This window comes from Pseudomonas sp. UC 17F4, from assembly GCF_900101695.1.
Lineage (GTDB): Bacteria > Pseudomonadota > Gammaproteobacteria > Pseudomonadales > Pseudomonadaceae > Aquipseudomonas.
The window spans coordinates 1934587-1959480 of sequence record NZ_FNKV01000001.1; the positions used below are offsets into that span (position 1 = coordinate 1934587).

21 protein-coding genes are annotated in these 24894 nt (G+C 63.3%); 15 read left to right on the top strand and 6 right to left on the bottom strand.

What is annotated here, in order from left to right:
- Positions 1 to 218 precede the first annotated feature (218 nt).
- From rpoE to pdxJ, 10 genes are all read left to right on the top strand, one after another.
- Positions 219 to 800 carry an RNA polymerase sigma factor RpoE/AlgU gene (rpoE, locus tag BLR26_RS08990; RefSeq protein ID WP_010220971.1) on the top strand — a complete coding sequence of 194 codons (582 nt, stop codon included), beginning with the start codon at positions 219 to 221 and terminating at the stop codon, positions 798 to 800.
- 31 nt (positions 801 to 831) lie between these two features.
- Positions 832 to 1422 (top strand): RseA family anti-sigma factor, encoded by a 591-nt coding sequence (locus BLR26_RS08995; protein ID WP_038999040.1) that lies wholly within the window; start codon positions 832 to 834, stop codon positions 1420 to 1422.
- Between the two features lie 12 nt (positions 1423 to 1434).
- Entirely contained in the window at positions 1435 to 2400 is a 966-nt protein-coding gene (locus tag BLR26_RS09000; protein WP_045197627.1) for a MucB/RseB C-terminal domain-containing protein, read from the top strand.
- A 204-nt stretch (positions 2401 to 2604) separates the two neighbouring features.
- Positions 2605 to 4002 (top strand): DegQ family serine endoprotease, encoded by a 1398-nt coding sequence (locus tag BLR26_RS09005; RefSeq protein ID WP_176794323.1) that lies wholly within the window; start codon positions 2605 to 2607, stop codon positions 4000 to 4002.
- 192 nt (positions 4003 to 4194) lie between these two features.
- Positions 4195 to 5994: a translation elongation factor 4 gene (gene lepA / locus BLR26_RS09010; protein ID WP_045197631.1), complete on the top strand. Its 1800-nt coding sequence runs from the start codon at positions 4195 to 4197 to the stop codon at positions 5992 to 5994.
- Between the two features lie 5 nt (positions 5995 to 5999).
- The gene (lepB, locus tag BLR26_RS09015) at positions 6000 to 6854 is read left to right on the top strand and encodes a signal peptidase I (RefSeq protein WP_045197633.1); all 855 of its coding nucleotides are present in this window, start codon (positions 6000 to 6002) and stop codon (positions 6852 to 6854) included.
- A 248-nt stretch (positions 6855 to 7102) separates the two neighbouring features.
- A complete protein-coding gene (rnc, locus tag BLR26_RS09020; RefSeq protein ID WP_010220977.1) occupies positions 7103 to 7792 on the top strand; it encodes a ribonuclease III in 690 nt (229 codons plus the stop codon).
- A complete protein-coding gene (era, locus tag BLR26_RS09025) occupies positions 7785 to 8687 on the top strand; it encodes a GTPase Era (protein ID WP_045197636.1) in 903 nt (300 codons plus the stop codon). Before rnc ends, era begins: the two co-directional genes overlap by 8 nt.
- Before the next feature lie 57 nt (positions 8688 to 8744).
- On the top strand, positions 8745 to 9428 hold the full coding sequence (gene recO / locus BLR26_RS09030) for a DNA repair protein RecO (RefSeq protein ID WP_045197638.1): 684 nt from the start codon (positions 8745 to 8747) through the stop codon (positions 9426 to 9428).
- Positions 9429 to 9491: 63 nt separating this feature from the next.
- Positions 9492 to 10217 carry a pyridoxine 5'-phosphate synthase gene (pdxJ, locus tag BLR26_RS09035; RefSeq protein ID WP_267954166.1) on the top strand — a complete coding sequence of 242 codons (726 nt, stop codon included), beginning with the start codon at positions 9492 to 9494 and terminating at the stop codon, positions 10215 to 10217.
- Between the two features lie 81 nt (positions 10218 to 10298).
- On the opposite strand, the gene BLR26_RS09040 is transcribed toward pdxJ, so the two are convergent.
- A complete protein-coding gene (locus tag BLR26_RS09040; RefSeq protein WP_045197643.1) occupies positions 10299 to 11690 on the bottom strand; it encodes a heavy metal sensor histidine kinase in 1392 nt (463 codons plus the stop codon).
- On the bottom strand, positions 11687 to 12361 hold the full coding sequence (locus BLR26_RS09045) for a heavy metal response regulator transcription factor (RefSeq protein WP_045197646.1): 675 nt from the start codon (positions 12359 to 12361) through the stop codon (positions 11687 to 11689). The genes BLR26_RS09040 and BLR26_RS09045 overlap by 4 nt, the downstream gene beginning before the upstream one ends.
- Before the next feature lie 204 nt (positions 12362 to 12565).
- Between BLR26_RS09045 and BLR26_RS09050 the strand changes: the two genes are divergently transcribed.
- From BLR26_RS09050 to BLR26_RS09070, 5 genes are all read left to right on the top strand, one after another.
- Positions 12566 to 13819, top strand: a complete 1254-nt coding sequence (locus BLR26_RS09050) for a TolC family protein (RefSeq protein WP_093380056.1) — start codon at positions 12566 to 12568, stop codon at positions 13817 to 13819.
- Positions 13820 to 13856: 37 nt separating this feature from the next.
- Complete coding sequence (locus BLR26_RS09055; protein WP_093380059.1) at positions 13857 to 15071, top strand: efflux RND transporter periplasmic adaptor subunit; 1215 nt, start codon at positions 13857 to 13859, stop codon at positions 15069 to 15071.
- 13 nt (positions 15072 to 15084) lie between these two features.
- Complete coding sequence (locus BLR26_RS09060) at positions 15085 to 18249, top strand: CusA/CzcA family heavy metal efflux RND transporter (protein WP_093380061.1); 3165 nt, start codon at positions 15085 to 15087, stop codon at positions 18247 to 18249.
- A gap of 100 nt (positions 18250 to 18349) precedes the next feature.
- Positions 18350 to 19678, top strand: a complete 1329-nt coding sequence (locus BLR26_RS09065; RefSeq protein WP_093380064.1) for an OprD family porin — start codon at positions 18350 to 18352, stop codon at positions 19676 to 19678.
- A 98-nt stretch (positions 19679 to 19776) separates the two neighbouring features.
- The gene (locus tag BLR26_RS09070) at positions 19777 to 19974 is read left to right on the top strand and encodes a hypothetical protein (RefSeq protein WP_045197655.1); all 198 of its coding nucleotides are present in this window, start codon (positions 19777 to 19779) and stop codon (positions 19972 to 19974) included.
- Positions 19975 to 20046: 72 nt separating this feature from the next.
- Here BLR26_RS09070 and cmoB read toward each other — a convergent pair whose 3' ends face one another.
- The 4 genes from cmoB to lon form a co-directional block, all read right to left on the bottom strand.
- Positions 20047 to 21003, bottom strand: coding sequence for a tRNA 5-methoxyuridine(34)/uridine 5-oxyacetic acid(34) synthase CmoB (gene cmoB, locus BLR26_RS09075; protein ID WP_093380066.1), 957 nt, complete (start codon positions 21001 to 21003; stop codon positions 20047 to 20049).
- Positions 21000 to 21743, bottom strand: a complete 744-nt coding sequence (gene cmoA, locus BLR26_RS09080; RefSeq protein WP_093380069.1) for a carboxy-S-adenosyl-L-methionine synthase CmoA — start codon at positions 21741 to 21743, stop codon at positions 21000 to 21002. Before cmoA ends, cmoB begins: the two co-directional genes overlap by 4 nt.
- Before the next feature lie 85 nt (positions 21744 to 21828).
- On the bottom strand, positions 21829 to 22221 hold the full coding sequence (locus BLR26_RS09085) for a protease inhibitor I42 family protein (protein ID WP_045197660.1): 393 nt from the start codon (positions 22219 to 22221) through the stop codon (positions 21829 to 21831).
- Between the two features lie 191 nt (positions 22222 to 22412).
- On the bottom strand, positions 22413 to 24833 hold the full coding sequence (gene lon, locus BLR26_RS09090) for an endopeptidase La (RefSeq protein WP_045197662.1): 2421 nt from the start codon (positions 24831 to 24833) through the stop codon (positions 22413 to 22415).
- Between the last annotated feature and the right edge of the window lie 61 nt (positions 24834 to 24894).

Genomic DNA, 24894 nt, shown 5'->3' on the forward strand with positions numbered 1-24894 from the left:
GACGCATGGCAGGCGCCCCTTGAAGGCACTGTTTGCGTATTCGAGACCCGATTATCGACGCAGCCGGCCGTGACCGCGCTGCGTTTTTCGTGCGAGCCGACCAAGGGCCGCAGGAAACTTGCTTGGAGGGGAGAACTTTTGCGCAAAGCCCGAGTCTATGGTTGCAAGCCTGAACGATGGCAGGTGCAACGCTCCTTCGAGTTCACTGAGGAGTGTTCATGCTAACCCAGGAAGAGGATCAGCAGCTTGTCGAGCGCGTGCAGCGTGGCGACAGGCGAGCGTTCGATCTGTTGGTGCTGAAGTATCAGCACAAGATTCTCGGGTTGATCGTGCGTTTTGTCCACGACACCCATGAAGCCCAGGATGTGGCGCAGGAAGCTTTCATCAAGGCTTACCGGGCGCTTGGTAATTTTCGCGGGGACAGCGCCTTTTATACCTGGCTGTACCGCATTGCCATCAACACGGCAAAAAACTATCTGGTGTCCCGCGGTCGGCGGCCACCAGACAGCGATGTAAGTTCCGAGGATGCGGAATTTTACGACGGCGATCATGGCCTCAAGGATCTGGAGTCCCCCGAGCGCGCGTTGTTGCGAGATGAGATCGAAGGCACCGTCCATCGGACCATCCAGCAACTGCCAGAAGATTTGCGTACGGCGTTAACTTTACGTGAATTCGATGGTCTGAGTTACGAGGACATTGCGAGCGTCATGCAGTGTCCGGTGGGTACCGTGCGCTCTCGAATCTTCCGCGCTCGGGAGGCCATAGACAAAGCCCTGCAGCCGTTGTTGCAGGAAACCTGAGACAGCGGCGACAGCCAAGAGAGGAACCGCCATGAGTCGTGAAGCTTTGCAGGAATCGCTGTCCGCGGTGATGGATAACGAAGCGGACGAACTGGAATTACGACGGGTGTTGAATGCCGTCGATGATCCCGAAACCCGTGCCACCTGGTCGCGTTACCAGGTAGCCCGTGCAGCCATGCACAAAGAGCTGGTACTGCCACAGCTGGATATCGCCTCGGCCGTATCCGCAGCCCTGGCCGATGAAGCCGCTCCCGCCAAGGTCTCCCGTGGACCCTGGCGCAGCCTGGGCCGCCTGGCCGTTGCCGCTTCGGTGACTGTCGCGGTACTGGCCGGTGTACGCCTGTACAACCAGGACGAAATCAGCGGTGCCCAGCTGGCTGCCCAACAACCGGCGCAGCAAGGCCTGAGCTTGCCACAAGCACAGGGCCCGGCCGTATTGGCAGGCTATAGTGAAAGTGCAGAACAGCCAGGCCCGATGGCCAATGGCGTGCTGCAGGGGCAAACCGGCTGGCACGACCAGCGTCTGCCTGGCTACCTGCGTCAGCATGCTCAGGAAGCAGCCCTCAAGGGTACCGAGAGCGCTCTGCCGTATGCACGTGCAGCCAGCCTGGAAAATCGCTAAGTAAGGAGGATCATGCGCGCGCTACCTCTCATACCGCTGCTGCTGGGTGGCTGGTTGACGCTACCGGCCCTTGCCGCCAACTCCTCTGCGCAGGCAGGTGACTGGCTCAAGCGTCTGGCCCAGGCCGAGCAACAGCAGAGTTATCAGGGTACTTTCGTTTACGAGCGTAACGGTAGCTTCTCCACCCACGACATCTGGCATCGCGTCCAGAGCGGCAAAGTCAGCGAGCGGCTGTTGCAGCTCGATGGCTCGGCCCAGGAAGTCGTGCGTGTCGACGGGCAGACCCAGTGCGTAAGCGGGGCCCTGGTACCGGGAGTGGCCAACACGCCGGAGTCTGCGGCGCGAGTGCTTGATCCTCTGAAACTGATGAGCTGGTACGACCTCGGGGTCGCCGGCAAATCGCGGGTGGCCGACCGTGAAGCGGTAATCGTCACCCTTACCCCGCGTGATCAACACCGCTATGCCTTCGAGCTGCACCTGGATAAAGACACCGGGCTGCCGCTCAAGTCGTTGATGCTCGACGACGGTGGGCGATTGCTCGAGCGTTTCCAGTTCACTCGCCTGAATACCGCCGTCGCACCAAGCGATGAACAGCTCAAGGCCAGTGGCATCTGCAAGCCGGTTGCCCAACTGACCGCGCAGGCTGCACAGCCTGTCACCGGCTGGCGATCGGACTGGTTGCCACCTGGATTCGAGCTGATCACCAGCTCCGTGCGCAAGGACCCGCAAAGCAAGAATGCCGTCAGCAGCCTGATGTACGACGACGGCCTGGCGCGCTTTTCGGTGTTCGTCGAAGCCCTCGACAAAGGCTCGGCCGCCGATATCCGCACGCAGCTGGGCCCGACGGTCGCCGTCTCGCGGCGCCTGACCACGCCCCAGGGCGAAATGATGGTGACTGTGGTGGGCGAGATCCCTATCGGCACCGCCGAACGCATTGCGCTGTCCATGCGCGCCCAGGATGCCCAGGCTAAAAAATGAGGCGCAGGCAATGAGGCTGACAGGTCGAGGATTGCTTGGCTGACATGATTGGCAAGCTTTGCAGTTTGCAAAAACTCCAGAATTTTTCTATAGGTCAGTCCTTTCGGGGGCTGGCCTTTCCTGCTTCTGCAGGTCCCTACTGCTAACCACGCTCGTTGTGACGGGAGCCGTATGTCAATACCACGCTTGAAAACCTACCTATCGATGGTCGCCGCCGTGTTCATGCTCGGTCAGGTGCTCACCGCCCAGGCCGAAGCCCTGCCGGACTTCACCACCCTGGTCGAGCAGGCCTCGCCTGCGGTGGTGAACATCAGTACCAAGCAGAAACTGCCGGACCGCAAGTACGCCGCCGGGCAGATGCCTGATCTTGAAGGCCTGCCGCCGATGTTCCGCGAATTCTTCGAGCGCAACATGCCGCAGACGCCGCGTTCGCCGCGCGGTGACCGCCAGCGTGAAGCGCAATCGCTGGGTTCGGGCTTCATCATCTCCAGCGACGGTTACGTGCTGACCAACAACCATGTGGTCGCCGACGCCGATGAGATCATCGTCCGCCTGTCGGACCGCAGCGAGCTGCAGGCCAAGCTGGTCGGCACCGACCCGCGCACCGACGTGGCCCTGCTCAAGGTCGAAGGCAAGGACCTGCCGACCGTCAAGCTGGGTGACTCCGAGAAGCTCAAGGTCGGTGAGTGGGTGCTGGCCATCGGTTCGCCGTTCGGCTTCGACCATTCGGTGACCAAAGGTATCGTCAGTGCCAAGGGCCGCACCCTGCCCAACGACACCTACGTGCCATTCATCCAGACCGACGTGGCGATCAACCCGGGTAACTCCGGTGGCCCGCTGTTCAACATGAACGGCGAAGTGGTGGGTATCAACTCGCAGATCTTCACCCGTTCCGGTGGCTTCATGGGCCTGTCGTTCGCCATCCCGATCGATGTCGCGCTGGATGTTTCCAATCAGCTGAAGAAAGACGGCAAGGTCAGCCGCGGCTGGCTGGGCGTGGTGATTCAGGAGGTCAACAAGGACCTGGCTGAGTCCTTCGGTCTCGACAAGCCGGCCGGTGCCCTGGTCGCCCAGGTGCTGGAAGATGGCCCGGCCGCCAAGGGTGGCCTGCAGGTCGGTGACGTGATCCTGAGCATGAACGGTCAGCCGATCGTCATGTCTGCCGACCTGCCGCACCTGGTCGGTGGCCTCAAGGATGGCGCCAAGGCCAAGCTCGACATCATCCGCAATGGCAAACGCCAGTCGCTGGACATCACCATCGGCGCACTGCCGGATGAAGATGCCGACATCACCACCAACGCCAATGGCGGCGTCGAGCGCAGCAGCAACCGCCTGGGTGTGTCGGTGGCCGACCTGACCGCCGAGCAGAAGAAGTCCCTCGAGCTCAAGGGCGGCGTGGTCATCAAGGAAGTCCAGGACGGTCCGGCAGCGCTGATCGGCCTGCGTCCGGGCGACGTCATCAGTCATCTGAACAACCAGGCGATCCTTTCGGCCAAGCAGTTCACCGAAATCGCCAAAGAGCTGCCGAAGAACCGTTCGGTGTCGATGCGCGTCCTGCGTCAGGGCCGCGCCAGCTTCATCACCTTCAAACTGGCTGAATAAGCCGGCTTGAGCAGAAAAGGGCAGCCTCGGCTGCCCTTTTTTCTGGGCGCCGCGCAGGTTTCCCGGGGCATGCACCGATTTCCCACAATCGCGGTACCCACAGTTCACGTGACGCCAACGTCAAGCTTCAGGTACAATTCCCGGCTATTTTTCGGTGGGCGTCCGGCCCGCAGCCTTTTTGAGTGTTGACCCGTGAGTGATTTGAGTCATATCCGCAATTTCTCCATCATCGCCCACATTGACCATGGCAAGTCGACCCTGGCCGACCGCTTCATTCAGATGTGCGGTGGCCTGACTGCGCGTGAAATGGAGGCCCAGGTACTCGATTCCATGGACCTGGAGCGTGAACGCGGTATCACCATCAAAGCCCACAGCGTCACCCTGCACTACAAGGCGCAAGACGGCAAAACCTATCAGCTGAACTTCATCGACACCCCCGGCCACGTTGACTTCACCTACGAAGTCAGCCGCTCGCTGGCGGCCTGTGAAGGTGCCTTGCTGGTGGTCGACGCCGGCCAGGGTGTAGAAGCCCAGTCGGTCGCCAACTGCTACACCGCCATCGAGCAGGGCCTTGAGGTCATGCCGGTACTGAACAAGATGGACCTGCCCCAGGCCGACCCGGACAAGGTCAAGGACGAGATCGAGAAGATCATCGGTATCGACGCCACCGACGCCGTGGCCTGCAGTGCCAAGAGCGGCATGGGCGTCGACGAGGTGCTCGAGCGCCTGGTGCACACCATCCCGGCGCCTACCGGTGACATCGAGGCGCCGCTGCAGGCGCTGATCATCGACTCCTGGTTCGACAACTACCTGGGCGTTGTCTCCCTGGTGCGTGTCCGTCACGGCCGGGTGAAGAAGGGCGACAAGATCCTGGTCAAGTCCACCGGCAAGGTCCACCTGGTCGACAGCGTCGGTGTGTTCACCCCCAAGCACACCCAGACCGCTGATCTCAAGGCCGGCGAAGTAGGCTTCATCATCGCCAGCATCAAGGACATTCACGGCGCGCCGGTGGGTGACACCCTGACCCTGAGCACGACCCCCGAGGTCGAGGTGCTGCCAGGCTTCAAACGTATTCAACCGCAGGTGTATGCCGGTCTGTTCCCGGTCAGTTCCGATGATTTCGAAGATTTTCGTGATGCATTGCAGAAACTGACCCTGAACGACTCGTCGCTGCAGTACCTGCCGGAAAGCTCCGACGCCCTGGGCTTCGGCTTCCGTTGCGGCTTCCTCGGCATGCTGCACATGGAGATCATCCAGGAGCGCCTGGAGCGCGAGTACGACCTGGACCTGATCACCACCGCGCCGAGCGTAATCTTCGAGGTCAAGCTCAAGACCGGCGAAACCATCTACGTCGACAACCCGTCGAAGCTGCCGGACGTGTCCTCGGTCGAAGACTTCCGTGAGCCGATCGTATCGGCCACCATCCTGGTGCCGCAGGAGCACCTGGGCAACGTCATTACCCTGTGCATCGAGAAGCGTGGCGTACAGCGCGACATGCAGTTCCTCGGCTCGCAGGTGCAAGTACGCTACGACCTGCCGATGAACGAAGTGGTACTGGACTTCTTCGACCGCCTGAAGTCCACAAGCCGCGGCTACGCCTCGCTGGACTATCATTTCGACCGCTACCAGTCGGCTAACCTGGTCAAGCTCGATGTACTGATCAACGGTGACAAGGTCGACGCCCTGGCGCTGATCGTGCACCGCGACAATGCGCACTACAAGGGCCGCGCATTGACCGAGAAGATGAAGGAACTGATTCCTCGGCAGATGTTCGATGTGGCAATCCAGGCCGCCATTGGCGGGCAGATTGTTGCGCGTACGACTGTCAAGGCGCTCAGAAAGAACGTACTGGCCAAATGCTACGGTGGTGACGTTAGCCGTAAGCGCAAGCTGTTGGAGAAGCAGAAGGCCGGTAAGAAACGCATGAAACAGGTCGGTAACGTGGAAATCCCACAAGAAGCCTTCCTCGCCGTGCTCAGGTTGGATAGTTAGGTCCTATGTCGCTAAATTTCCCGCTGTTGCTTGTCATCGCCGTCGCCGTCTGCGGTCTGTTGGCCCTGGTCGACCTGCTGTTCCTGGCCCCGCGCCGGCGTTCGGCGATCGCCAACTATCAGGGCAGCGTCAGCCAGCCAGAAATGGCAGTGGTCGAGCGCCTGAACAAGGAACCGTTGCTGGTCGAGTACGGTAAATCGTTCTTCCCGGTGCTGTTCATTGTCCTGGTGCTGCGCTCGTTCCTGATCGAGCCGTTCCAGATCCCTTCGGGGTCGATGAAGCCGACCCTGGAAGTGGGCGACTTCATCCTGGTGAACAAGTTCTCTTACGGGATCCGCCTGCCGGTGATCGACAAGAAGGTCATCGAGGTGGGTGATCCGCAGCGCGGCGATGTCATGGTGTTCCGCTACCCGAGCGACCCGAACGTCAACTACATCAAGCGTGTGGTTGGCCTGCCGGGCGATCAGATTCGCTACACCAGCGACAAGAAGCTGTTCGTCAACGGTCAGGCGATCGCCGAGCAGCTGGTCGGCACCGAGCCGGGTACCCTGGGCAGCGCCGAGCTGTACAAGGAAAAGCTCGGTGAAGCCGAGCACCTGATCCGCAAGGAAATGAGCCGCTACCGCATGCCGCCTGACCAGCAATGGACAGTCCCGGCCGGCCATTACTTCATGATGGGCGACAACCGCGACAACTCCAACGACAGCCGTTACTGGGATGATCCCAACATTCCCAAGGAACTGCACGGCATGGTCCCGGACCAGAACATCGTCGGCAAGGCCTTTGCGGTCTGGATGAGCTGGCCAGAGCCTAAACTGAGCCACTTCCCGAACCTGTCGCGGGTCGGCCTGATCAAGTAACACTACAACGGCGCTGTCCTGGGACAGCGCCGAATGCGTTTCTGGCATAGGCTGTGTTCAGGGAAGCCTGGATGCAACCGATCACCCCGGCCAGCGAGCATGAGCCAAACAGTCTTTCAGGATGTTGATTTGAACAATGCGTTAAATCCGACGGTAGCCCCGATGGCGGCGTACCGAGTTGCAAAGTGTGAGCCCCGCGCCCAGGCGTGCGGGCTGAATTTCGGCCACGAACTGCGCGTGGGTACACTGTGAGCGTTTCCTTGAGCCGCCTCGAGCGCCAGCTCGGCTACACCTTCAAGAACCAGGAGCTGATGCTGCTGGCCCTGACGCACCGCAGTTTTGCCGGGCGCAACAACGAACGCCTCGAGTTCCTCGGCGATGCGATCCTCAACTTCGTCGCCGGTGAAGCGCTGTTCGAGCGCTTCCCCCAGGCCCGCGAAGGCCAGCTGTCGCGCCTGCGTGCGCGGCTGGTCAAGGGCGAGACCCTGGCGGTACTGGCCCGGGGCTTTGACCTGGGCGAATACCTGCGCCTGGGTTCGGGCGAGCTGAAAAGCGGCGGTTTTCGCCGCGAGTCGATCCTGGCCGATGCCCTGGAGGCGCTGATTGGCGCCATCTACCTGGATTCGGACATGCAGACCGCTCGCGAGCGGGTACTGGCATGGCTGGCGGGTGAATTCGAAAGCCTGACCCTGGTCGATACCAACAAGGACCCGAAAACCCGTCTGCAGGAATTCCTGCAGTCGCGGGCCTGCGAACTGCCGCGCTACGAAGTGGTGGATATTCAAGGTGAACCCCATTGCCGGACGTTTTTCGTCGAATGCGAAGTGACCCTTTTGACTGAAAAAAGCCGAGGGCAAGGCGTCAGCCGGCGTATCGCCGAGCAAGTCGCGGCCGCCGCAGCACTGATCGCCCTGGGCGTGGAGAATGGCAATGACTGATACCAACACTACCCGCTGCGGCTATGTCGCCATTGTCGGCCGCCCGAACGTCGGCAAGTCGACCCTGCTCAACCACATCCTCGGGCAAAAGCTCGCAATCACCTCGCGCAAGCCGCAGACCACCCGCCACAACATGCTCGGGATCAAGACCGAAGGTGATGTGCAGGCGATCTACGTCGATACCCCGGGCATGCACAAGAGCAACGAAAAGGCGCTCAACCGTTACATGAACAAGACCGCTTCGGCCGCCCTCAAGGACGTCGACGTGGTGATCTTCGTGGTTGACCGCACCAAGTGGACCGACGAAGACCAATTGGTGCTCGAGCGCGTGCAGTACGTGCAGGGCCCGGTGATCCTGGCGATCAACAAGACCGACCGGATCGAAGAGAAAGCCGACCTGATCCCGCACCTGCAATGGCTGCAGGAGCAACTGCCGAACGCCGAAATCGTGCCGATCTCGGCCCAGCAGGGGCACAACCTCGAAGCACTGGAAGGGCTGATCGCCAAACACCTGCCGGAAAACGAGCACTTCTTCCCGGAAGACCAGATCACCGACCGCAGCAGCCGCTTCCTGGCCGCGGAACTGGTGCGCGAGAAGATCATGCGCCAGCTCGGCGCCGAGCTGCCGTACCAGATCACCGTCGAGATCGAAGAGTTCAAGCAGCAGGGCAAGATCCTGCACATCCATGCGCTGATCCTGGTCGAGCGTGACGGCCAGAAGAAGATCATCATTGGCGACAAGGGCGAGCGGATCAAACGCATCGGCTCCGAGGCGCGCAAGGACATGGAAGTGCTGTTCGACGCCAAGGTCATGCTCAACCTCTGGGTCAAGGTCAAGGGTGGCTGGTCCGACGACGAGCGCGCCCTGCGTTCGCTGGGCTACGGCGACCTCTGATCGCTCCAGGCCCGGTAGCGTCCGCTGCCGGGTCGAACCTTTTCTGAAGCGCCGCTCATGGAACTGCCAGTTGGCCAACCGGCCTACGTGCTGCACAGCCGGGCCTACCGTGAAACCAGCGCGCTGGTGGATTTCCTCACCCCGCAAGGACGCCTGCGCGCGGTCATGCGCCGTGCCCGTGGCAAAGGCGGCAGCCAGGTGCGGCCGTTCGTCCCGCTTGAAGTCGAGTTTCGCGGCCGCGGCGAGCTGAAGAACGTCGGCCGTCTGGACAGCGTCGGTGTCGCTGCCTGGCTGCACGGCGATGCGCTGTTCAGCGGGCTGTACCTCAACGAGCTGCTGATTCGCCTGCTGCCGGCTGAAGACCCGCATCCGGTGGTATTCGAGCACTATGCGGCGACCTTGCAGGCGCTGGCCGCCGGTCGCCCGCTGGAGCCGCTGCTGAGGGCGTTCGAGTGGCGCCTGCTGGACGAACTGGGTTATGCCTTCGCTCTCGATCACGATGTCAACGGCGATCCCCTTGCGGTCGATGGCCTGTACCGCTTGCAGGTCGATGCCGGGCTCGAGCGCGTCTACCTGTTGCAGCCGGGGCTGTTCAACGGTGCCGAGCTATTGGCCATGGCTGAAGCCGCCTGGGAAATCCCCGGTGCTCTGGGCGCCGCCAAGCGCCTGATGCGCCAGGCCCTGGCCGTACACCTGGGCGGTCGGCCGCTGGTCAGTCGCGAACTGTTTCGCAAGCGCTGAACAACGTCGTATGCTGTGGGGCTCAATCTTCAGGAGAGCCTCTTCGTGACTCAAAGCAACCGCATGCTGCTCGGCGTGAACATCGACCACGTGGCGACCCTGCGCCAGGCGCGTGGTACCCGCTACCCGGACCCGGTCAAAGCCGCGCTGGACGCCGAAGAAGCCGGTGCCGATGGCATTACCGTGCACTTGCGCGAAGACCGCCGGCACATCCAGGAGCGTGACGTGCTGCTGCTCAAGGATGTGTTGCAGACGCGCATGAACTTCGAAATGGGCGTCACCGAAGAAATGATGGTGTTTGCCGAGCGCATTCGCCCGGCGCACATCTGCCTGGTTCCGGAAACCCGTCAGGAGCTGACCACCGAAGGCGGCCTGGACGTCGCCGGCCAGGAAGCACGGATCAAGGCTGCGGTTGAGCGCCTGTCGCGTCTGGGCGCGGAAGTGTCCTTGTTCATCGATGCTGACGAGCGCCAGATCGAAGCCTCGCGCCGTGTCGGTGCGCCGGCCATCGAGCTGCACACCGGCCGTTATGCCGATGCGCAAACCCCGAGCGAAGTGGCTGAAGAGCTCAAGCGCGTGGCCGACGGCGTAGCCTTTGGGCTCGGCCAGGGCCTGATCGTCAATGCCGGTCACGGCCTGCATTACCACAACGTTGAAGCGGTGGCGGCGATCAAGGGCATCAACGAACTGAACATCGGCCATGCGCTGGTGGCCCATGCGCTGTTCGTTGGCTTCAAGTCGGCGGTAGCGGAGATGAAGGCGCTGATTCTGGCGGCCAGCCGGCACTGAGATTGTCCGGGGCTGCTTTGCAGCCCATCGCCGGCAAGGCCAGCTCCCACAAAGTAAGCAACCCTGTGGGAGCCGGCCCGATCAGCCAACCTGATCGGCAAACACCAGGCTAAACCGCGTCACCCCCTGCAGCTCGCTCTGCACCTCAACCCGCCCGCCATGCACCTGCATGATCGAGCGCACGATTGCCAGCCCCAGCCCGGTACCGCCTTCCAGGCGCGAGCGCCCCGAGCCCACGCGGTAAAAGCGCTCGAACAGGTGCGGCAAATGCATCGCGGCAATACCGGGACCGCGATTTTCCACTGATACCCACACCGAGCCGTCGCGGCGTTCAATCGCGATGTTGATCGGCTGGCCCTCATCGCCATGGCGAATCGCATTGCTGAGCAGATTCGACAGCGCCCGCTGCACCATCAAGCGATCACCCAGCACCGTGCCCCAGCCCTGTACGCGCAGGGCAATACCTTTTTGCTCGGCGTTGCATTCGAACAGTTCGCAAACCCGCTGCACCTCGTCGGCCAGCACCACCGGCTTGAGCGGCACCTGCGCCTGCGGCTGGCTGACCTGGGCGAGGAACAGCATGTCGTTGATGATGCGATTCAACCGGGTCAGCTCTTCGATGCTGTTTTCCAGCGCTTCACGGTATTGCTCGTTGGAGCGCTCGCGGGTCAGGGTGACCTGGGCCTTGCCCATCAGGTTGCCGATGGGCGTGCGCAGTTCATGGGCAAGGTCGTCGGAAAACTGCGACAACCGCTGCACGCCGTCGTCCAGGCGGTCGAGCATGATGTTGATACCACCGGCCAGATCGCCCAGTTCTTGCGGCAGGCCGGTTTCCGGCAGGCGGTGGCTGAGGGTTTGCGCCGAGACCTGTTCGGCCACCCGGCGAAAACGGCGCAATGGCAGCAGCCCGCGCTGGACCAGCTTCCAGGCGCCCAGGCCGATCAGCACCAGCAGCAGCGGCAAGGCCCACAGGGTCGAGCCCAGGTAGGCCTGGAGCAGGGCATGGTCGTCGGCACGATTGACCGTCAGCAGCACCCGCACCAGGGTGCCGTCCTGCAGGCGCATAAGCCGCGAGGCGGTGAGCAGGTGTTCGCCGTCCTGGTCGCGCCAGGGGCTGAAAGCCAGGTGCGGGCCGCTTTCGATCTGCAGCAAGGCGTTGGCTTCCAGGGCCGGGCCCAGAGTGAGCAGGGCTGAGTGACGGCCGGTCAGGGCAATGACGCTCAGGCTCAGGTTGTCGTGGCCCATGACCACATCCAGCAACGGATGCACCGGCGTGCCGAGGTCGGCGGCCTTGAGGTCAATCGTCAGGCTGTGTTCGATCTGCGCCATCTTGTTGGCCAGGTGCTTGCGTGCACGGCTGTCCAGCTCATGGTCGAGGGCAAATACCGCGAGGCATGCGAGCAGCAGCACCAGCGCCGCGCCCATCAGGCTGACGCTCAGGCCCAGGCGCAGCGACAGGCGCGCAGGTTTCATTCGCGGGCCTCAAGTACGTAGCCGACGCCGCGCAGGGTGTGGATCAGCTTGTTGTCGAAAGGATCGTCGATTTTCGCCCGCAGGCGGCGGATCGACACTTCCACCACGTTGGTGTCGCAATCGAAATTCATATCCCAGACCAGCGAAATGATCTGTGTGCGCGACAGTACCTCGCCGCTCTGGCGCATCAGCAGGTGCAGCAGGGCGAACTCCTTGGCGGTCAGGTCGATGCGCTGGCCGCTGCGGTAGGCGCGGTGGCGGCTGGGGTCCAGCTCCAGGTCGGCGACCTTGAGGGTATTCGGTTGCAGGGCCTGGTCGTTGCGCCGCAACAGGCTGCGGATGCGCGCCAGCAGTTCGGGGAACTCGAAGGGCTTGAGCAGGTAATCGTCGGCGCCCAGGTCCAGGCCCTTGACCCGATCGGCCAGGCGGCCGTGGGCGGTGAGCATCATGATCCGCGTGCTGGACTCGGCGCGCAGGCGCTGCAGCACGGTCCAGCCATCGAGCTCGGGCAGGTTGACGTCGAGAATCACCAGGTCATAGGCCTGCTGGCGCGCCAGGTGCAGGCCGTCGGCGCCAGTGTGGGCGCAATCGACGATGTAGCCGTTTTCGCGCAGGCCCTGTTGCAGGTATTCGGCGGTGCGCAGTTCGTCCTCGACAATCAGTAGACGCATGGGATGACTCGTTGGCAGTGAAAGGCGCTGATTCTCAACCCTGTAGTAACTGTAAGGTCAAGCGCTGGAGTGCATTGAGCGGCGGATACTAAGCCATCCGCGCCTGCGGTTTGCCTGGATTACAGATTTGTAATACTTGAGTCATCCTGGCGATAAACCCCGATTACTAGAGTGCGGGCTCCGATCACGGCGCAGGAGTCCGCCATGTTTTGCACCCTGGAGCGGCCAGGCACAGGCCCTGGCCGACTATTGCTGGCCCTGTTGTTACTGGCCTTGCCGTCGCTGGCCCTGGCGCAGGAGCCCGTATTAACGCTGGAATCGGCGCTGCAGACGGCCCGTGACAACAACCCCGAGCTGGCTGCGGCGCGTTGGGGCATCGACATTGCCGAAGGCGAGCGGCGCCAGGCCGGTGTACTGCCCAACCCGCAACTGAGCTGGGAAGTGGAAGACACCCGCAAGGGCTCGCAGACCACCACCGTTGGCGTCAGCCAGCTGTTCGAGCTGGGCGGCAAACGGGGGGCGCGCCTGGACGTTGCCGGCCGCGATGCCGAGCTGGCGGCGCTGGAACTGGAGCGCCAGCGCAACGTGCTGCGGGCTGAGGTTATTGCTGCCTTCCAGGCCGCTGCCCAAGCCCAGGAAGGCTTGCAACTGGCCGAGCAGTCGCTGCGCCTGAGCGAGCGTGCGCTGCAAGTGGTGCAAGGCCGGGTCAGGGCCGGCAGCGCCTCGCCGGTCGAGGCTACCCGCGCCCAGGTGCAACTGTCAGAAGTGCGCCTGGAGCAGGGCCGCGCCGAGCAGGCGCTGACCGTTGCCTACCAGCAACTGGCCGCCGTCACCGGCGCCGCCAGGGTGCAGTTCAGCCGCGTTGACGGCGGCCTGCAGGCGAACAACGACATCCCCAGCCGCACACTGCTGCTCGATCGCCTGGAGCAGACGGCCGACTTGCGCCTTGCCCGCCTGCAGATCGACCAGCGCGAAGCCGCCCTGGGCCTGGCCCGCAGCCAGCGTATTCCCGACCTGACGGTCAGTGTCGGCAGCCAGTACAGCGAAACCGACCGCGAGCGCATCAATGTGGTCGGCTTGTCGGTGCCGATTCCTTTGTTCGACCGCAACCAGGGCAATGTGCTGGCCGCTGCCCGGCGCGCCGACCAGGCCCGTGACCAGCGTAATGGCGCCGAACTGCGCCTGCGCAGCGAAGTGGTCCAGGCCCTGGCGCAGTGGAGCACGGCGGCCAGCGAGGTGCAGACCTTCGACCGCTCGATCCTGCCTTCGGCGCAGCAGGCGCTGGATGCCGCCACCCGCGGCTTTGAGCGCGGCAAGTTTGCCTTCCTTGATGTACTCGACGCCCAACGCACCCTGGTGGCTGCGCGCCTGCAATACCTGCAGGCCCAGGCCCAGAGCAGCGAGGCACGGGTGCGCCTGGAACGGATCTTTGGCGACCTGAGCCTCGCCAGTCGCTGATCGCGACCATCACCCGACACTTTGCTGAGGAACCTGCATGAACAACAAGTCCATCACGCTGCTGGTCGCGGCCCTGCTGCTCGGCCTGGGCCTGGGCGTGCTGCTGGCGCGCCAGGGCGGCCCGGTTGCCGCCGCCCCTGCCGCGGCCCACGCCCATGCCGAAGGCGATCATGAAGAAGAGGAGCATGGCCAAGCGGAACAAGCCGAAGAAGGTCATGAAGAGGAGGGCGCGCTGACCCTAAGCCAGGAGCAGATAGATCTCGCCGGTATCGAGCTGGCCGCCGTTGCCCCGCGCCAACTGCAGCGCAGCCTGGCACTGCCCGGCGAGATCCGTTTCGACGAAGACCGCACCGCGCACCTGGTGCCGCGCGCAGCCGGGGTGGTCGAGTCGGTCGCCGTGGTGCTCGGCCAGCAGGTCAAGGCCGGCGATCTGTTGGCGGTGATCGCCAGCCCGCAGATCTCCGAGCAGCGCAGTGAACTGGCCGCCAGCCAGCGCCGCCTGGAACTGGCGCGCAGCAGCTACCAACGCGAGAAGGACCTGTGGCAAGAGGGCATTTCCGCCGAGCAGGATTACCAGCAGGCGCGCCAGACCCTGCAAGAGGCAGAAATCGCCCAGGCCAATGCCCGGCAGAAGATCAGCGCCCTGAGCGGCAGTGTGGTGCTGGCCGGCGGCAACCGCTACGAGTTGCGCGCACCGTTTGCCGGGCAAATCGTCGAGAAGCACTTGGTGCCGGGCGAGGTGGTCAACGAAACCAGCGCCGCCTTCACCCTTTCGGACCTGTCGCGGGTCTGGGCGACTTTCGGCGTGGCGCCCCGTGACCTGCCCAAGGTGCGCGCCGGCATGCCGGTGACCATCGTTGCCAGCGAGCTGGGCCAGCAGGTGAGTGGCACGGTTACTCATGTCGGCAGCCTGCTCGGCGAACAGACCCGTACCGCTGCGGTGCGCGTCACCCTCGACAACCCGCAAGGGGCCTGGCGCCCCGGCTTGTTTGTCGCCGTGCAGGTGCCCACCGAGCAGTATGCCGCCGCCCTCAGCGTACCGGACCAAGCCCTGCAGACCCTGGAAGAAAAGCCCACGGTGTTCGTGCGCACTGCCGAAGGCTTTATCGCCCAGGCGGTTGAGCCGGGCGCCAGTGCCAACGGTTTCGTCGAGATTCGCAAGGGCCTGCAAGCCGGCCAGCAAGTAGCGGCGCAGGGCAGCTTCATCCTCAAGTCGGAGCTGGGCAAGGCCAGCGCCGAACACGCCCACTGACCGGGAAGCTCACATGTTCGAACGCCTCATACAATTTGCCATCGAACAGCGCCTGATGGTGCTGCTGGCGGTGCTGCTGATGGCTGGGCTTGGGGTTGCCAGCTACCAGAAGCTGCCGATCGACGCCGTGCCGGACATCACCAACGTCCAGGTGCAGATCAACACCCAGGCCGCGGGCTTTTCGCCGCTGGAAACCGAGCAACGCATTACCTTCGCCATCGAAACCGCCATGGCCGGCTTGCCGGGGCTGGAACAGACCCGTTCGCTGTCGCGTTCGGGCCTGTCGCAGGTGACGGTGATTTTCGAAGAAGGCACCGACCTGTTCTTTGCCCGGCAACTGGTCAACGAGCGCCTACAGCAGGCACGTGAACAATTGCCCGAAGGCGTTGAAGCGGCCATGGGGCCGATCTCCACCGGCCTTGGCGAGATTTTCCTGTGGACCGTCGAAGCGGCTGACGATGCGCGCAAGGCCGATGGCAGCCCGTACACGCCGACCGACCTGCGCGAGATCCAGGACTGGATCATCAAGCCGCAACTGCGCAACGTGCGCGGGGTGGCGGAGATCAACACCATCGGCGGTTTCGCCAAGGAATACCAGATTGCCCCAGACCCAAAACGGCTGGCGTCCTACAAGCTGACCCTGGGCGACCTGCTCACCGCCCTTGAACGCAACAACGCCAACGTTGGCGCCGGCTATATCGAGCGCCGTGGCGAGCAGTTGCTGATCCGCGCGCCGGGGCAACTGGCCGGTCTCGATGACATTGCCAATATCGTCCTGGCCAACGTCGACGGCACGCCGATCCGCGTGCGCAATGTCGCCGAGGTCGGTATCGGCCGTGAGCTGCGCAGCGGCGCGGCGACCGAGAACGGCCGCGAAGTGGTGCTCGGCACGGTGTTCATGCTGATCGGCGAGAACAGCCGCACGGTGTCCCAGGCGGTGGCGCAAAAGCTGGTGGAGATCAACCGCTCGCTGCCGCCAGGGGTGAGTGCGGTCACCGTCTACGACCGCACCAACCTGGTCGACAAGGCCATCGCCACGGTGAAGAAGAACCTCATCGAAGGCGCGATCCTGGTCATCGTCATTCTATTCCTGTTCCTCGGTAACATCCGTGCGGCGCTGATCACCGCCATGGTCATCCCGTTGTCGATGCTGTTCACCTTCACCGGCATGTTCAGCAACAAGGTCAGTGCCAACCTGATGAGCCTGGGCGCGCTGGACTTCGGCATCATCGTCGATGGTGCAGTGGTGATCGTTGAAAACGCGATCAGGCGCCTGGCTCATGCCCAGCAGCATCACGGCCGCCTGCTGACCCGCTCCGAGCGCTTGCACGAAGTCTTCAATGCCGCCCGCGAAGCGCGCCGGCCGCTGATTTTCGGCCAGCTGATCATCATGGTGGTGTACTTGCCGATCTTTGCCCTGAGCGGGGTCGAGGGCAAGATGTTCCACCCGATGGCCTTCACCGTGGTCATCGCCTTGTTCGGCGCCATGCTGCTGTCGGTGACCTTCGTGCCGGCGGCCATCGCCCTGTTCGTCACCGGCAAGGTCAAGGAAGACGAAAACCTGCTGATGCGCAGCGCCAAGCGTGGCTATGCGCCGCTGCTCAAATGGGTCATGAGCCATCGCCCGCTGGCGTTCTCCCTTGCCGCGATTACCGTGCTGCTTTCGGGTGTGCTGGCCAGCCGCATGGGCAGCGAGTTCGTGCCGAGCCTGAGCGAGGGCGACTTTGCCCTGCAGGCCCTGCGCGTGCCCGGCACCAGCCTGAGCCAGTCGGTGCAGTTGCAGCAGCGCCTGGAGCAAAGCGTGCTCAGCCAGGTGCCGGAGGTAGAGCGGGTGTTCGCCCGCACCGGTACCGCTGAAATCGCCTCGGACCCGATGCCGCCGAACATTTCCGATAGTTACGTGATGCTCAAGCCACAAGAGCAATGGCCCGATCCGGGCAAGAGCCGCGAGCAACTGATCGCCGATATCCAGCGTGCCAGCGCGCGGGTGCCGGGCAGCAACTATGAACTGTCGCAGCCGATCCAGTTGCGCTTCAACGAGCTGATTTCCGGGGTGCGCAGTGATGTCGCGGTGAAGGTGTTTGGCGACGACATGGCGGTGCTCAACAGCACTGCGGCGAAGATCGCCAGTACCTTGCAGGCGGTGCCGGGCGCCTCGGAAGTGAAGGTCGAGCAGACCTCGGGGCTGCCGGTGCTGACCATCGACGTCGACCGCGACAAAGCCGCGCGCTATGGCCTCAACGTCGGCGATGTGCAGGACACCATCGCCGTGGCCGTCGGCGGCCGCCAGGCCGGGACCTTGTATGAAGGCGATCGGCGTTTCGACATGGTGGTGCGTTTGTCCGACACCCTGCGTACCGATATCGACGGCCTGTCGCAGTTGTTGATACCGGTGCCGGCCAGCAGCGGCAGTGGCGGCCAGATCGGCTTTATCACCCTTGGCGATGTCGCCAGCCTTGAGCTGGTGCAAGGCCCCAACCAGGTCAGCCGTGAAGATGGCAAGCGCCTGGTGGTGGTCAGCGCCAACGTGCGCGGTCGCGATATCGGCTCGTTCGTCGACGAGGCGGCGGCGCGCATCGACAGCCAGGTGAGCATTCCGGCCGGTTACTGGACCCGCTGGGGCGGTCAGTTCGAGCAGTTGCAGTCGGCGGCGCAGCGCCTGCAAGTGGTGGTGCCGGTGGCGTTGCTGCTGGTGTTCGGCCTGTTGTTCATGATGTTCAACAACCTCAAGGACGGGCTGCTGGTGTTCACCGGCATTCCGTTTGCCCTGACCGGCGGGGTGGTTGCCCTGTGGCTGCGGGATATCCCCCTGTCGATCTCGGCGGGCGTGGGCTTTATTGCCCTGTCTGGGGTCGCGGTGCTCAACGGCCTGGTGATGATTGCCTTTATCCGCGGCCTGCGCGAGCAAGGTCGTTCGCTGCACCAGGCGATCGACGAAGGCGCACTGACGCGTTTGCGCCCGGTGCTGATGACTGCCCTGGTGGCATCCCTGGGCTTTATTCCCATGGCCCTGGCCACCGGCACCGGTGCTGAAGTGCAGCGACCGCTGGCCACTGTGGTGATCGGCGGCATTCTCTCGTCGACGGCGCTGACCCTGCTGGTACTGCCGGCGTTGTATTACTGGGCGCACCGCAAGGATGAAGAGCAGGAGGTCGCATCCGAGGTGACGAAACTGTAATTCGCCGCTCATCTTCGGGTTATTCAGCCCTTGTCAGGATACCCAAGGCGCCCGCATTGCGGGCGCCTTGCGTATCTCTGCCAATAATCAGGAGTTGAAGATGGGGAACAAATCCACAGCCTGTTTTACCGGCGCCCTGGCCCTGGCCAGTTGTGCGACCGCCAATGCCGTCAGCCAGCCCGCAGGCGGAGGCTTTGTCGAAGACAGCAGCCTGACGGTGCTCAGCCGTAACTTCTATTTCAACCGCGACTACCGTAACGGTGAGCAATCGCCTACCGGCAAGGCCGGTTACGCCGAAGCCTGGGCCCAGGCCTTTATCGCCCGCTTTGAGTCAGGTTACACCGAGGGCACGGTCGGCTTTGGCCTGGATGCCCACGCCATGCTCGCCCTCAAGCTCGACAGCGGCGATGGCCGCAGCGGCGGGCGCAGTTCGTTCGACATGCTGCCGGTGGACCGCAATGGCGATACCGCCAGCAACTTCAGCAAGCTCGGTGGCGCGATCAAGGCGCGTTTGTTCGACACCGAGCTCAAGTTCGGCGACGTGTTCCCGACCACCCCGGTGGTGCATTTCGGCGACTCGCGGCTGTTGCCGGAAAGCTTCACCGGCTGGACCCTGGAGAACACCAGCCTGGCTGGCCTGAAAGTGCAGGGCGGGCGCCTGCATGCCATGAGCCAGCCGCTGTCGAGCAACAACCGCGACGGTTTCGTGACTTTCTACGCCGGCCCCGTGGATTCGCCCTGGCTGGGCTATTTCGGCGGCGATTACCAGGCCACCGACAACCTCAGCCTGAGCCTCTACAGCAGCCGCCTGAAGGACGCCTGGGACCAGTACTACGCCGGAGTCAGCTACAAGTACCCGATCACCCGCGACCTCACCGGCTTTACCAGCTTCAACTACTACAAGGCCAAGGACGAGGGCCAGCAACTGCTCGGCACGTTTGACAACGACATCTGGAGCGCCCGCGTCGGTGTCAGCTACGGCGCCCACACCCTGGCGCTGTCGCACCAGCGCAACCAGGGTGACAACGATTTTGACTACCTGCGCCAGTCCGACTCGATCTACCTCGACAACTCGATCCAGTACAGCGACTTCAACTCGCCGAAAGAGCGCTCGTGGATGCTCCGTTACGACCTCGACATGGCCGCCTATGGCGTGCCGGGCCTGTCGTTCATGAGCCGCTACGGGCGCGGCAGCGGCATTGATTACTCCGATGCCAACGGCGTGTACATGCGCCGCGATGCCGAGGGCAACCCGCTGACCGGGCAGAAGCGCTGGGAGCGCGATATCGAGGCGAAGTATGTGGTGCAGTCCGGCAGCCTCAAGGACCTGTCGCTGCGCGTGCGCCAGGCCACGACCCGGGCCACGGCATTCGAATCGGACCTCGATGAGGTGCGCCTGATTGTCGAGTATCCGCTGAGCGTGCTGTAAGGCGAATCTTGCAGCACTGTAATGTCCGCCTCACCTTGGCGTTAGCTTGCCCCCCGTAAGATTGAACTGTCCTGAAATTCAATCACGAGGTGAGCAACATGAGCCTGAACAAGTATGTGCTGATGGCCGTATTGGCCCTGGGCAGTAGCGCGGCACTGGCCGAAGGCGGGGCGGAGCGTTCCAGGCAGTTCTGGGAAAACTTCCGCCTCAGCCAGGAGCAGATTCACGGCAAGAAGGACCAGGCCGTGGCGGAGTCCGAGCGTGAGAGCAAACAGAAGCAGGTCGCCAAAGAGTAGCTCCGTTCACCTTGGAAGCTCCCCAGCTCCTTTGGAAAGGTGAATCTTCGGCGCCCGTTACGGGCGCCTGTTTTATTTGCGCGCCACCAGTACGGCGCGGCGCGGCGCTGGCAGGCCTTCGATGGTGCGGCTGTGGTCGTCGGGGTCGAGGAAGTCGCTGAGCGACTGATAGCGCATCCACTCGGTGCTGCGTTGTTCTTCGATGCTGGTGGTGCTGACATCGACGCAGCGCACATCGCTGAAACCGGCGCGGCGCAACCAGCGCTCCAGGGCCGGTACCGATGGCAGGAACCAGACGTTGCGCATTTGCGCGTAGCGGTCTTCCGGCACCAGCACCTGGTTTTCGTCACCTTCGATCACCAGGGTTTCCAGCACCAGTTCACCGCCCTTGACCAGGCAGTCCTTGAGCGCCAGCAGGTGCTCGATGGGCGAGCGGCGATGGTAGAACACGCCCATGGAGAACACCGTGTCGAAACCTTCGAGGTTGGCCGGCAGGTCCTCCAGGGCGAAGGGCAGGTGCCAGGCCGGCAGCTGCGGCAGGTAGCGCTGCACCGCCTGGAACTGGCAGAAGAACAGCCAGTTGGGGTCGACGCCGATGACGCTGTCGGCTCCGGCGCCGAGCATGCGCCACTGGTAGTAACCATTACCGCAACCGACATCCAGCACCCGCTTGCCCTTGAGGTCCAGGTGCGGGGCGACGCGCGACCACTTCCAGTCCGAGCGCCATTCGGTGTCGACGTGCACGCCGAACAGGTCGAACGGCCCCTTGCGCCACGGCGACAGGCCCATCAGTGCCTGCTGCATGCGCGCGCGGGTGTCGTCGTCGCAGTCGCAATCGAGGTTGAGGCCGTTCTGCAGATCGATGCGCGTGGGTTCCAGCACTGGCAAGGCATCCAGCGCCGCTTGCCAGCGTTCCAGGTCGCCATGACCTTTTGCCATCTTGGCGTCGAGTTGCGCTTGCAGGCCTTGCGCCCATTGCGCCAGGGGGGTGCCCGCCAAGCGGCGGACCAGGGGGGACAGATCAATCATGGCAGGGCAATCAACGAGGCAAAGTTAAGGCATTGGAACCAGGGCACAACCTTGGAGAAACCAGCCGCCAGCAGGCGCTGGCGGTGTTCTTCGAGGCTGTCGGGCTTCATCACGTTCTCGATGGCGCTGCGCTTCTGGGCAATTTCCAGTTCGCTGTAGCCATTGGCGCGCTTGAAGGCCACGTGCAGGTCAGTGAGCAGCGCGTGTTCATCAGCGTCTTCGAAGCGCAGCTTCTCCGAAAGGATCAGCGCACCGCCCGGCAGCAGCGCCTGGCGAATACGTGTGAGCAGCTCCAGGCGTTGTTCGGGGGCGATGAACTGCAGGGTGAAGTTCATCGCCACCACCGAGGCCGGCTGGAACTCGAGGGCAAGGATGTCGCCTTCGATCACCTCGACCGGCAACAGCTCCTGGAACATCGAGTCCTGGGCATTGAGGTACTGCCGGCAGCGCTCGACCATGGCCGCCGAGTTGTCGATGGCAATCACCCGGCAACCATCGCTGCGCACATGCCGGCGCAGCGCCTGGGTCACCGCGCCGAGCGAGCTGCCCAGGTCATACAGGGCGGTGTTGGGCTGGGCAAACTGGGCGGCGAGCACGCCGAGGTTCTCGACAATGGTCGGGTAACCGGGCACCGAACGCTTGATCATGTCCGGGAACACCCGCACCACGTCTTCGTTGAAGGCGAAGTCGGGCACCTGGCCAAGGGGCTGGGCGAAAAGGCGGTCGGGTTCTTTGCTCACGGGGGCAATCCAGGCGTTGGGCGGTAAAAGGCCGGCATTTTAGCCAAACTGGCGCCAGGATGCATGGCCCGCTGACCAGCGCGGCCTACTTGACCGTGATTGCGCAGTCGAAGGTCTGCACCGGGCGCACTTCCGGGGCCCAGGGTTGCTGGTAGACCAACAGCAGATGGCCTTCACCGGCGCCCTGGGCCTGGAAACGCCACACCGATTGCCCGGCGCTACCGACGATGCCGGCATCTTCCGGGTGGCTGTAGACCTCGGGGCCGAGGCTACGCAGGATGCCTGCGGCCGGGTTCTGCACCAGCCAGCGATAGCCGGTGCTGGGGTTGCTCGGTAGGGTCAGGGTGAGGTTCTGGCCGTTTTGCAGTTGCAGCGGGCAGTCGGCCTGGTTGTCCAGTTCGACGTTGTGCACAGGTTTTTGTGCGCAGGCAGCTAGCAGGGCAAGGCCCAGGGGAACGAGCAGGCGGGCGGCAGTCATGAAAGCTCCGGATAGGCGACGATAGCGCAGCATAACCGAAGATGATCGCAGGGCAAGGGCCTGCATCGTCTGTGGGAGCGGGCTTGACCCGCGATGAGGCCGGTACAGCCAGCACTCCAGGTGAAGCCTGAATTGCGCCCGCTGCGCGCCCGATCGCGGGGCAAGCCCGCTCCCACATCTATGGTCCGGGGTTAGAACAGCACCTTCGCCACATCACTGAAGCGCTTGGCAAAGTGCACGCTCAAACCCTCCTTGAGGTAATCCGGCAATTCTTCGAAATCACCGCGGTTGGCTTCCGGCAGGATCAGCTCGAAAATTTTCTGCCGCCGCGCCGCAATCACCTTCTCGCGCACCCCGCCAATCGGCAGGACCTTGCCGGTCAGGGTCAGCTCGCCGGTCATGGCCACGCCTTTCTTCGGCGCCTGGTCGCGCGCCAGCGACAGCAGCGCACTGGCCATGGTCACCCCGGCGCTGGGGCCGTCCTTGGGCGTGGCGCCTTCGGGTACGTGCAGATGAATGAAGGCCTCGTTGAAGAAGCTCGGATCACCGCCATATTGCTTGAGGTTGGCGCTGACGTAGCTGTAGGCAATTTCAGCGGACTCTTTCATCACCTCACCCAACTGGCCGGTGAGCTTGAAACCACGATTGAGGGTGTGGATGCGCGTCGCCTCGATCGGCAGGGTGGCGCCGCCCATGCTGGTCCAGGCAAGGCCGGTGATCACGCCTTTGCCGGTCAGCACCTGTTCGCTGCGAAACACCGGCATGCCCAGTGACGTTTCGAGGTCCTTGGGGCCGATCTTGATCTTTTTCTCGGGATCTTCGAGCAGTTGCACCACGGCCTTGCGCACCAGCTTGCCCAGCTGTTTTTCCAGCTGGCGTACCCCGGCTTCGCGGGCATAACCCTCGATCACCGTGCGCAAGGCGCTGTCGCTGATGCTCAGGCTGGTCTTGGCCACCCCGGCCTTTTGCAACTGCTTGGGCCACAGGTGGCGCTTGGCGATGGCCAGTTTTTCTTCAGTGATATAGCCGGACAGGCGGATCACTTCCATGCGGTCGAGCAACGGCCCGGGGATCGAGTCGAGGGTGTTGGCGGTGCACACGAACAGCACCTTGGACAGGTCCAGGCGCAGGTCCAGGTAATGGTCGAGGAAGTCGACGTTCTGCTCCGGGTCGAGGGTTTCCAGCAGCGCCGAGGCCGGGTCGCCCTGGTAGCTCTGGCCCATCTTGTCGATCTCGTCGAGCATGATCACCGGGTTCATCACCTCGACGTCTTTCAGCGCCTGCACCAGTTTGCCCGGCTGGGCGCCGATGTAGGTGCGGCGATGGCCCTTGATCTCGGCCTCGTCGCGCATACCGCCGACGCTGAAACGGTAGAACGGTCGGCCCAGGGATTCGGCAATCGACTTGCCGATGCTGGTCTTGCCAACCCCCGGCGGGCCTACCAACAGCACGATGGAGCCGCTGATCTCGCCTTTGTAGGCACCCACGGCGAGGAACTCGAGGATGCGTTCCTTGATGTCATCGAGGCCGGCGTGATGCTGGTCGAGCACCTTGCGCGCGTGCTTGAGGTCGAGCTTGTCCTTGCCGTAGACACCCCAGGGCAGGGCGGTGGCCCAGTCCAGGTAGTTGCGGGTGACGGCGTACTCGGGCGAGCCGGTCTCGAGGATCGACAGCTTGCCCAGCTCTTCGTCGATGCGCTTTTGTGCGGCTGCGGGCAGGGTCTTGCCTTGCAGGCGCTGCTCGAATTGTTCGAGGTCGGCACTGCGGTCGTCTTTGGTCAGGCCCAGCTCCTGCTGAATGACCTTGAGCTGCTCCTTGAGGAAAAACTCGCGCTGGTGCTCGCCGATCTGCCGGTTGACCTCGGCGGAGATCTCGTTCTGCAGGTGCGCGACTTCGACCTCTTTACGCAGCATCGGCAGGACTTTTTCCATGCGCTTGAGCATCGGTACGCAGTCGAGCACTTCCTGCAGCTGATTGCCGGTGGCCGAGGTCAGCGCCGCGGCAAAGTCGGTCAGCGGCGACGGATCGTTGGGACTGAAGCGGTTGAGGTAGTTCTTCAGCTCTTCGCTGTAAAGCGGGTTGAGCGGCAGCAGCTCCTTGATCGCGTTGATCAGGGCCATGCCGTAGGCCTTGACCTCGTCGGTCGGCTCGCTGGGTTGATGCGGGTACTCGACCTCGACCAGGTAAGGCGGGCGATGGTGCTTGAGCCAGGTACGGATGCGCACCCGGGTCAGGCCCTGGGCGACGAACTGCAACTTGCCGTTCTCGCGGCTGGCGTGGTGAACCTTGACCAGGGTGCCGTACAGCGGCAGGGCCGAGGTGTCGAAATGACGGTGGTCTTCCGGCGGCGTGTCCATGAAGAACAGAGCCAGGGAGTGGTGCGGGGTCTTGGCGACCAGGTCCAGGGTTTCGGCCCAGGGTTCTTCGTTGACGATCACCGGCAATACTTGCGCGGGGAAGAACGGGCGGTTGTGGATCGGGATGATATAGACCTTGTCCGGCAGCTGTTGGCCCGGCAAAGCAAGGTTATGGCCGCTGTTTTCGGCGGCTTCGAGATGCTCGACTTCGGCGTTTTCCTCGGGACGTTCCGGTAGATCCTGCTGATCGCTCATGGCGCACCTGCTCAATGACTATGGTGCTTAGATGGGGCGGGTGGAGCAAAGATTCAAGCTT

What these genes read in the sequence shown, in the direction of transcription:
- cmoB (WP_093380066.1), bottom strand. Translation starts at nt 21,003, where the DNA reads ATGATTGATCTGTCCCCCCTGGTCCGCCGCTTGGCGGGCACCCCCCTG.
- recO (WP_045197638.1), top strand. Translation starts at nt 8,745, where the DNA reads ATGGAACTGCCAGTTGGCCAACCGGCCTACGTGCTGCACAGCCGGGCC.
- BLR26_RS09065 (WP_093380064.1), top strand. Translation starts at nt 18,350, where the DNA reads ATGGGGAACAAATCCACAGCCTGTTTTACCGGCGCCCTGGCCCTGGCC.
- rpoE (WP_010220971.1), top strand. Translation starts at nt 219, where the DNA reads ATGCTAACCCAGGAAGAGGATCAGCAGCTTGTCGAGCGCGTGCAGCGT.
- BLR26_RS09005 (WP_176794323.1), top strand. Translation starts at nt 2,605, where the DNA reads ATGGTCGCCGCCGTGTTCATGCTCGGTCAGGTGCTCACCGCCCAGGCC.
- pdxJ (WP_267954166.1), top strand. Translation starts at nt 9,492, where the DNA reads ATGCTGCTCGGCGTGAACATCGACCACGTGGCGACCCTGCGCCAGGCG.
- BLR26_RS09060 (WP_093380061.1), top strand. Translation starts at nt 15,085, where the DNA reads ATGTTCGAACGCCTCATACAATTTGCCATCGAACAGCGCCTGATGGTG.
- lon (WP_045197662.1), bottom strand. Translation starts at nt 24,833, where the DNA reads ATGAGCGATCAGCAGGATCTACCGGAACGTCCCGAGGAAAACGCCGAA.
- BLR26_RS09045 (WP_045197646.1), bottom strand. Translation starts at nt 12,361, where the DNA reads ATGCGTCTACTGATTGTCGAGGACGAACTGCGCACCGCCGAATACCTG.
- BLR26_RS09070 (WP_045197655.1), top strand. Translation starts at nt 19,777, where the DNA reads ATGAGCCTGAACAAGTATGTGCTGATGGCCGTATTGGCCCTGGGCAGT.
- BLR26_RS08995 (WP_038999040.1), top strand. Translation starts at nt 832, where the DNA reads ATGAGTCGTGAAGCTTTGCAGGAATCGCTGTCCGCGGTGATGGATAAC.
- BLR26_RS09000 (WP_045197627.1), top strand. Translation starts at nt 1,435, where the DNA reads ATGCGCGCGCTACCTCTCATACCGCTGCTGCTGGGTGGCTGGTTGACG.
- era (WP_045197636.1), top strand. Translation starts at nt 7,785, where the DNA reads ATGACTGATACCAACACTACCCGCTGCGGCTATGTCGCCATTGTCGGC.
- BLR26_RS09085 (WP_045197660.1), bottom strand. Translation starts at nt 22,221, where the DNA reads ATGACTGCCGCCCGCCTGCTCGTTCCCCTGGGCCTTGCCCTGCTAGCT.
- BLR26_RS09055 (WP_093380059.1), top strand. Translation starts at nt 13,857, where the DNA reads ATGAACAACAAGTCCATCACGCTGCTGGTCGCGGCCCTGCTGCTCGGC.
- BLR26_RS09050 (WP_093380056.1), top strand. Translation starts at nt 12,566, where the DNA reads ATGTTTTGCACCCTGGAGCGGCCAGGCACAGGCCCTGGCCGACTATTG.
- lepB (WP_045197633.1), top strand. Translation starts at nt 6,000, where the DNA reads ATGTCGCTAAATTTCCCGCTGTTGCTTGTCATCGCCGTCGCCGTCTGC.
- BLR26_RS09040 (WP_045197643.1), bottom strand. Translation starts at nt 11,690, where the DNA reads ATGAAACCTGCGCGCCTGTCGCTGCGCCTGGGCCTGAGCGTCAGCCTG.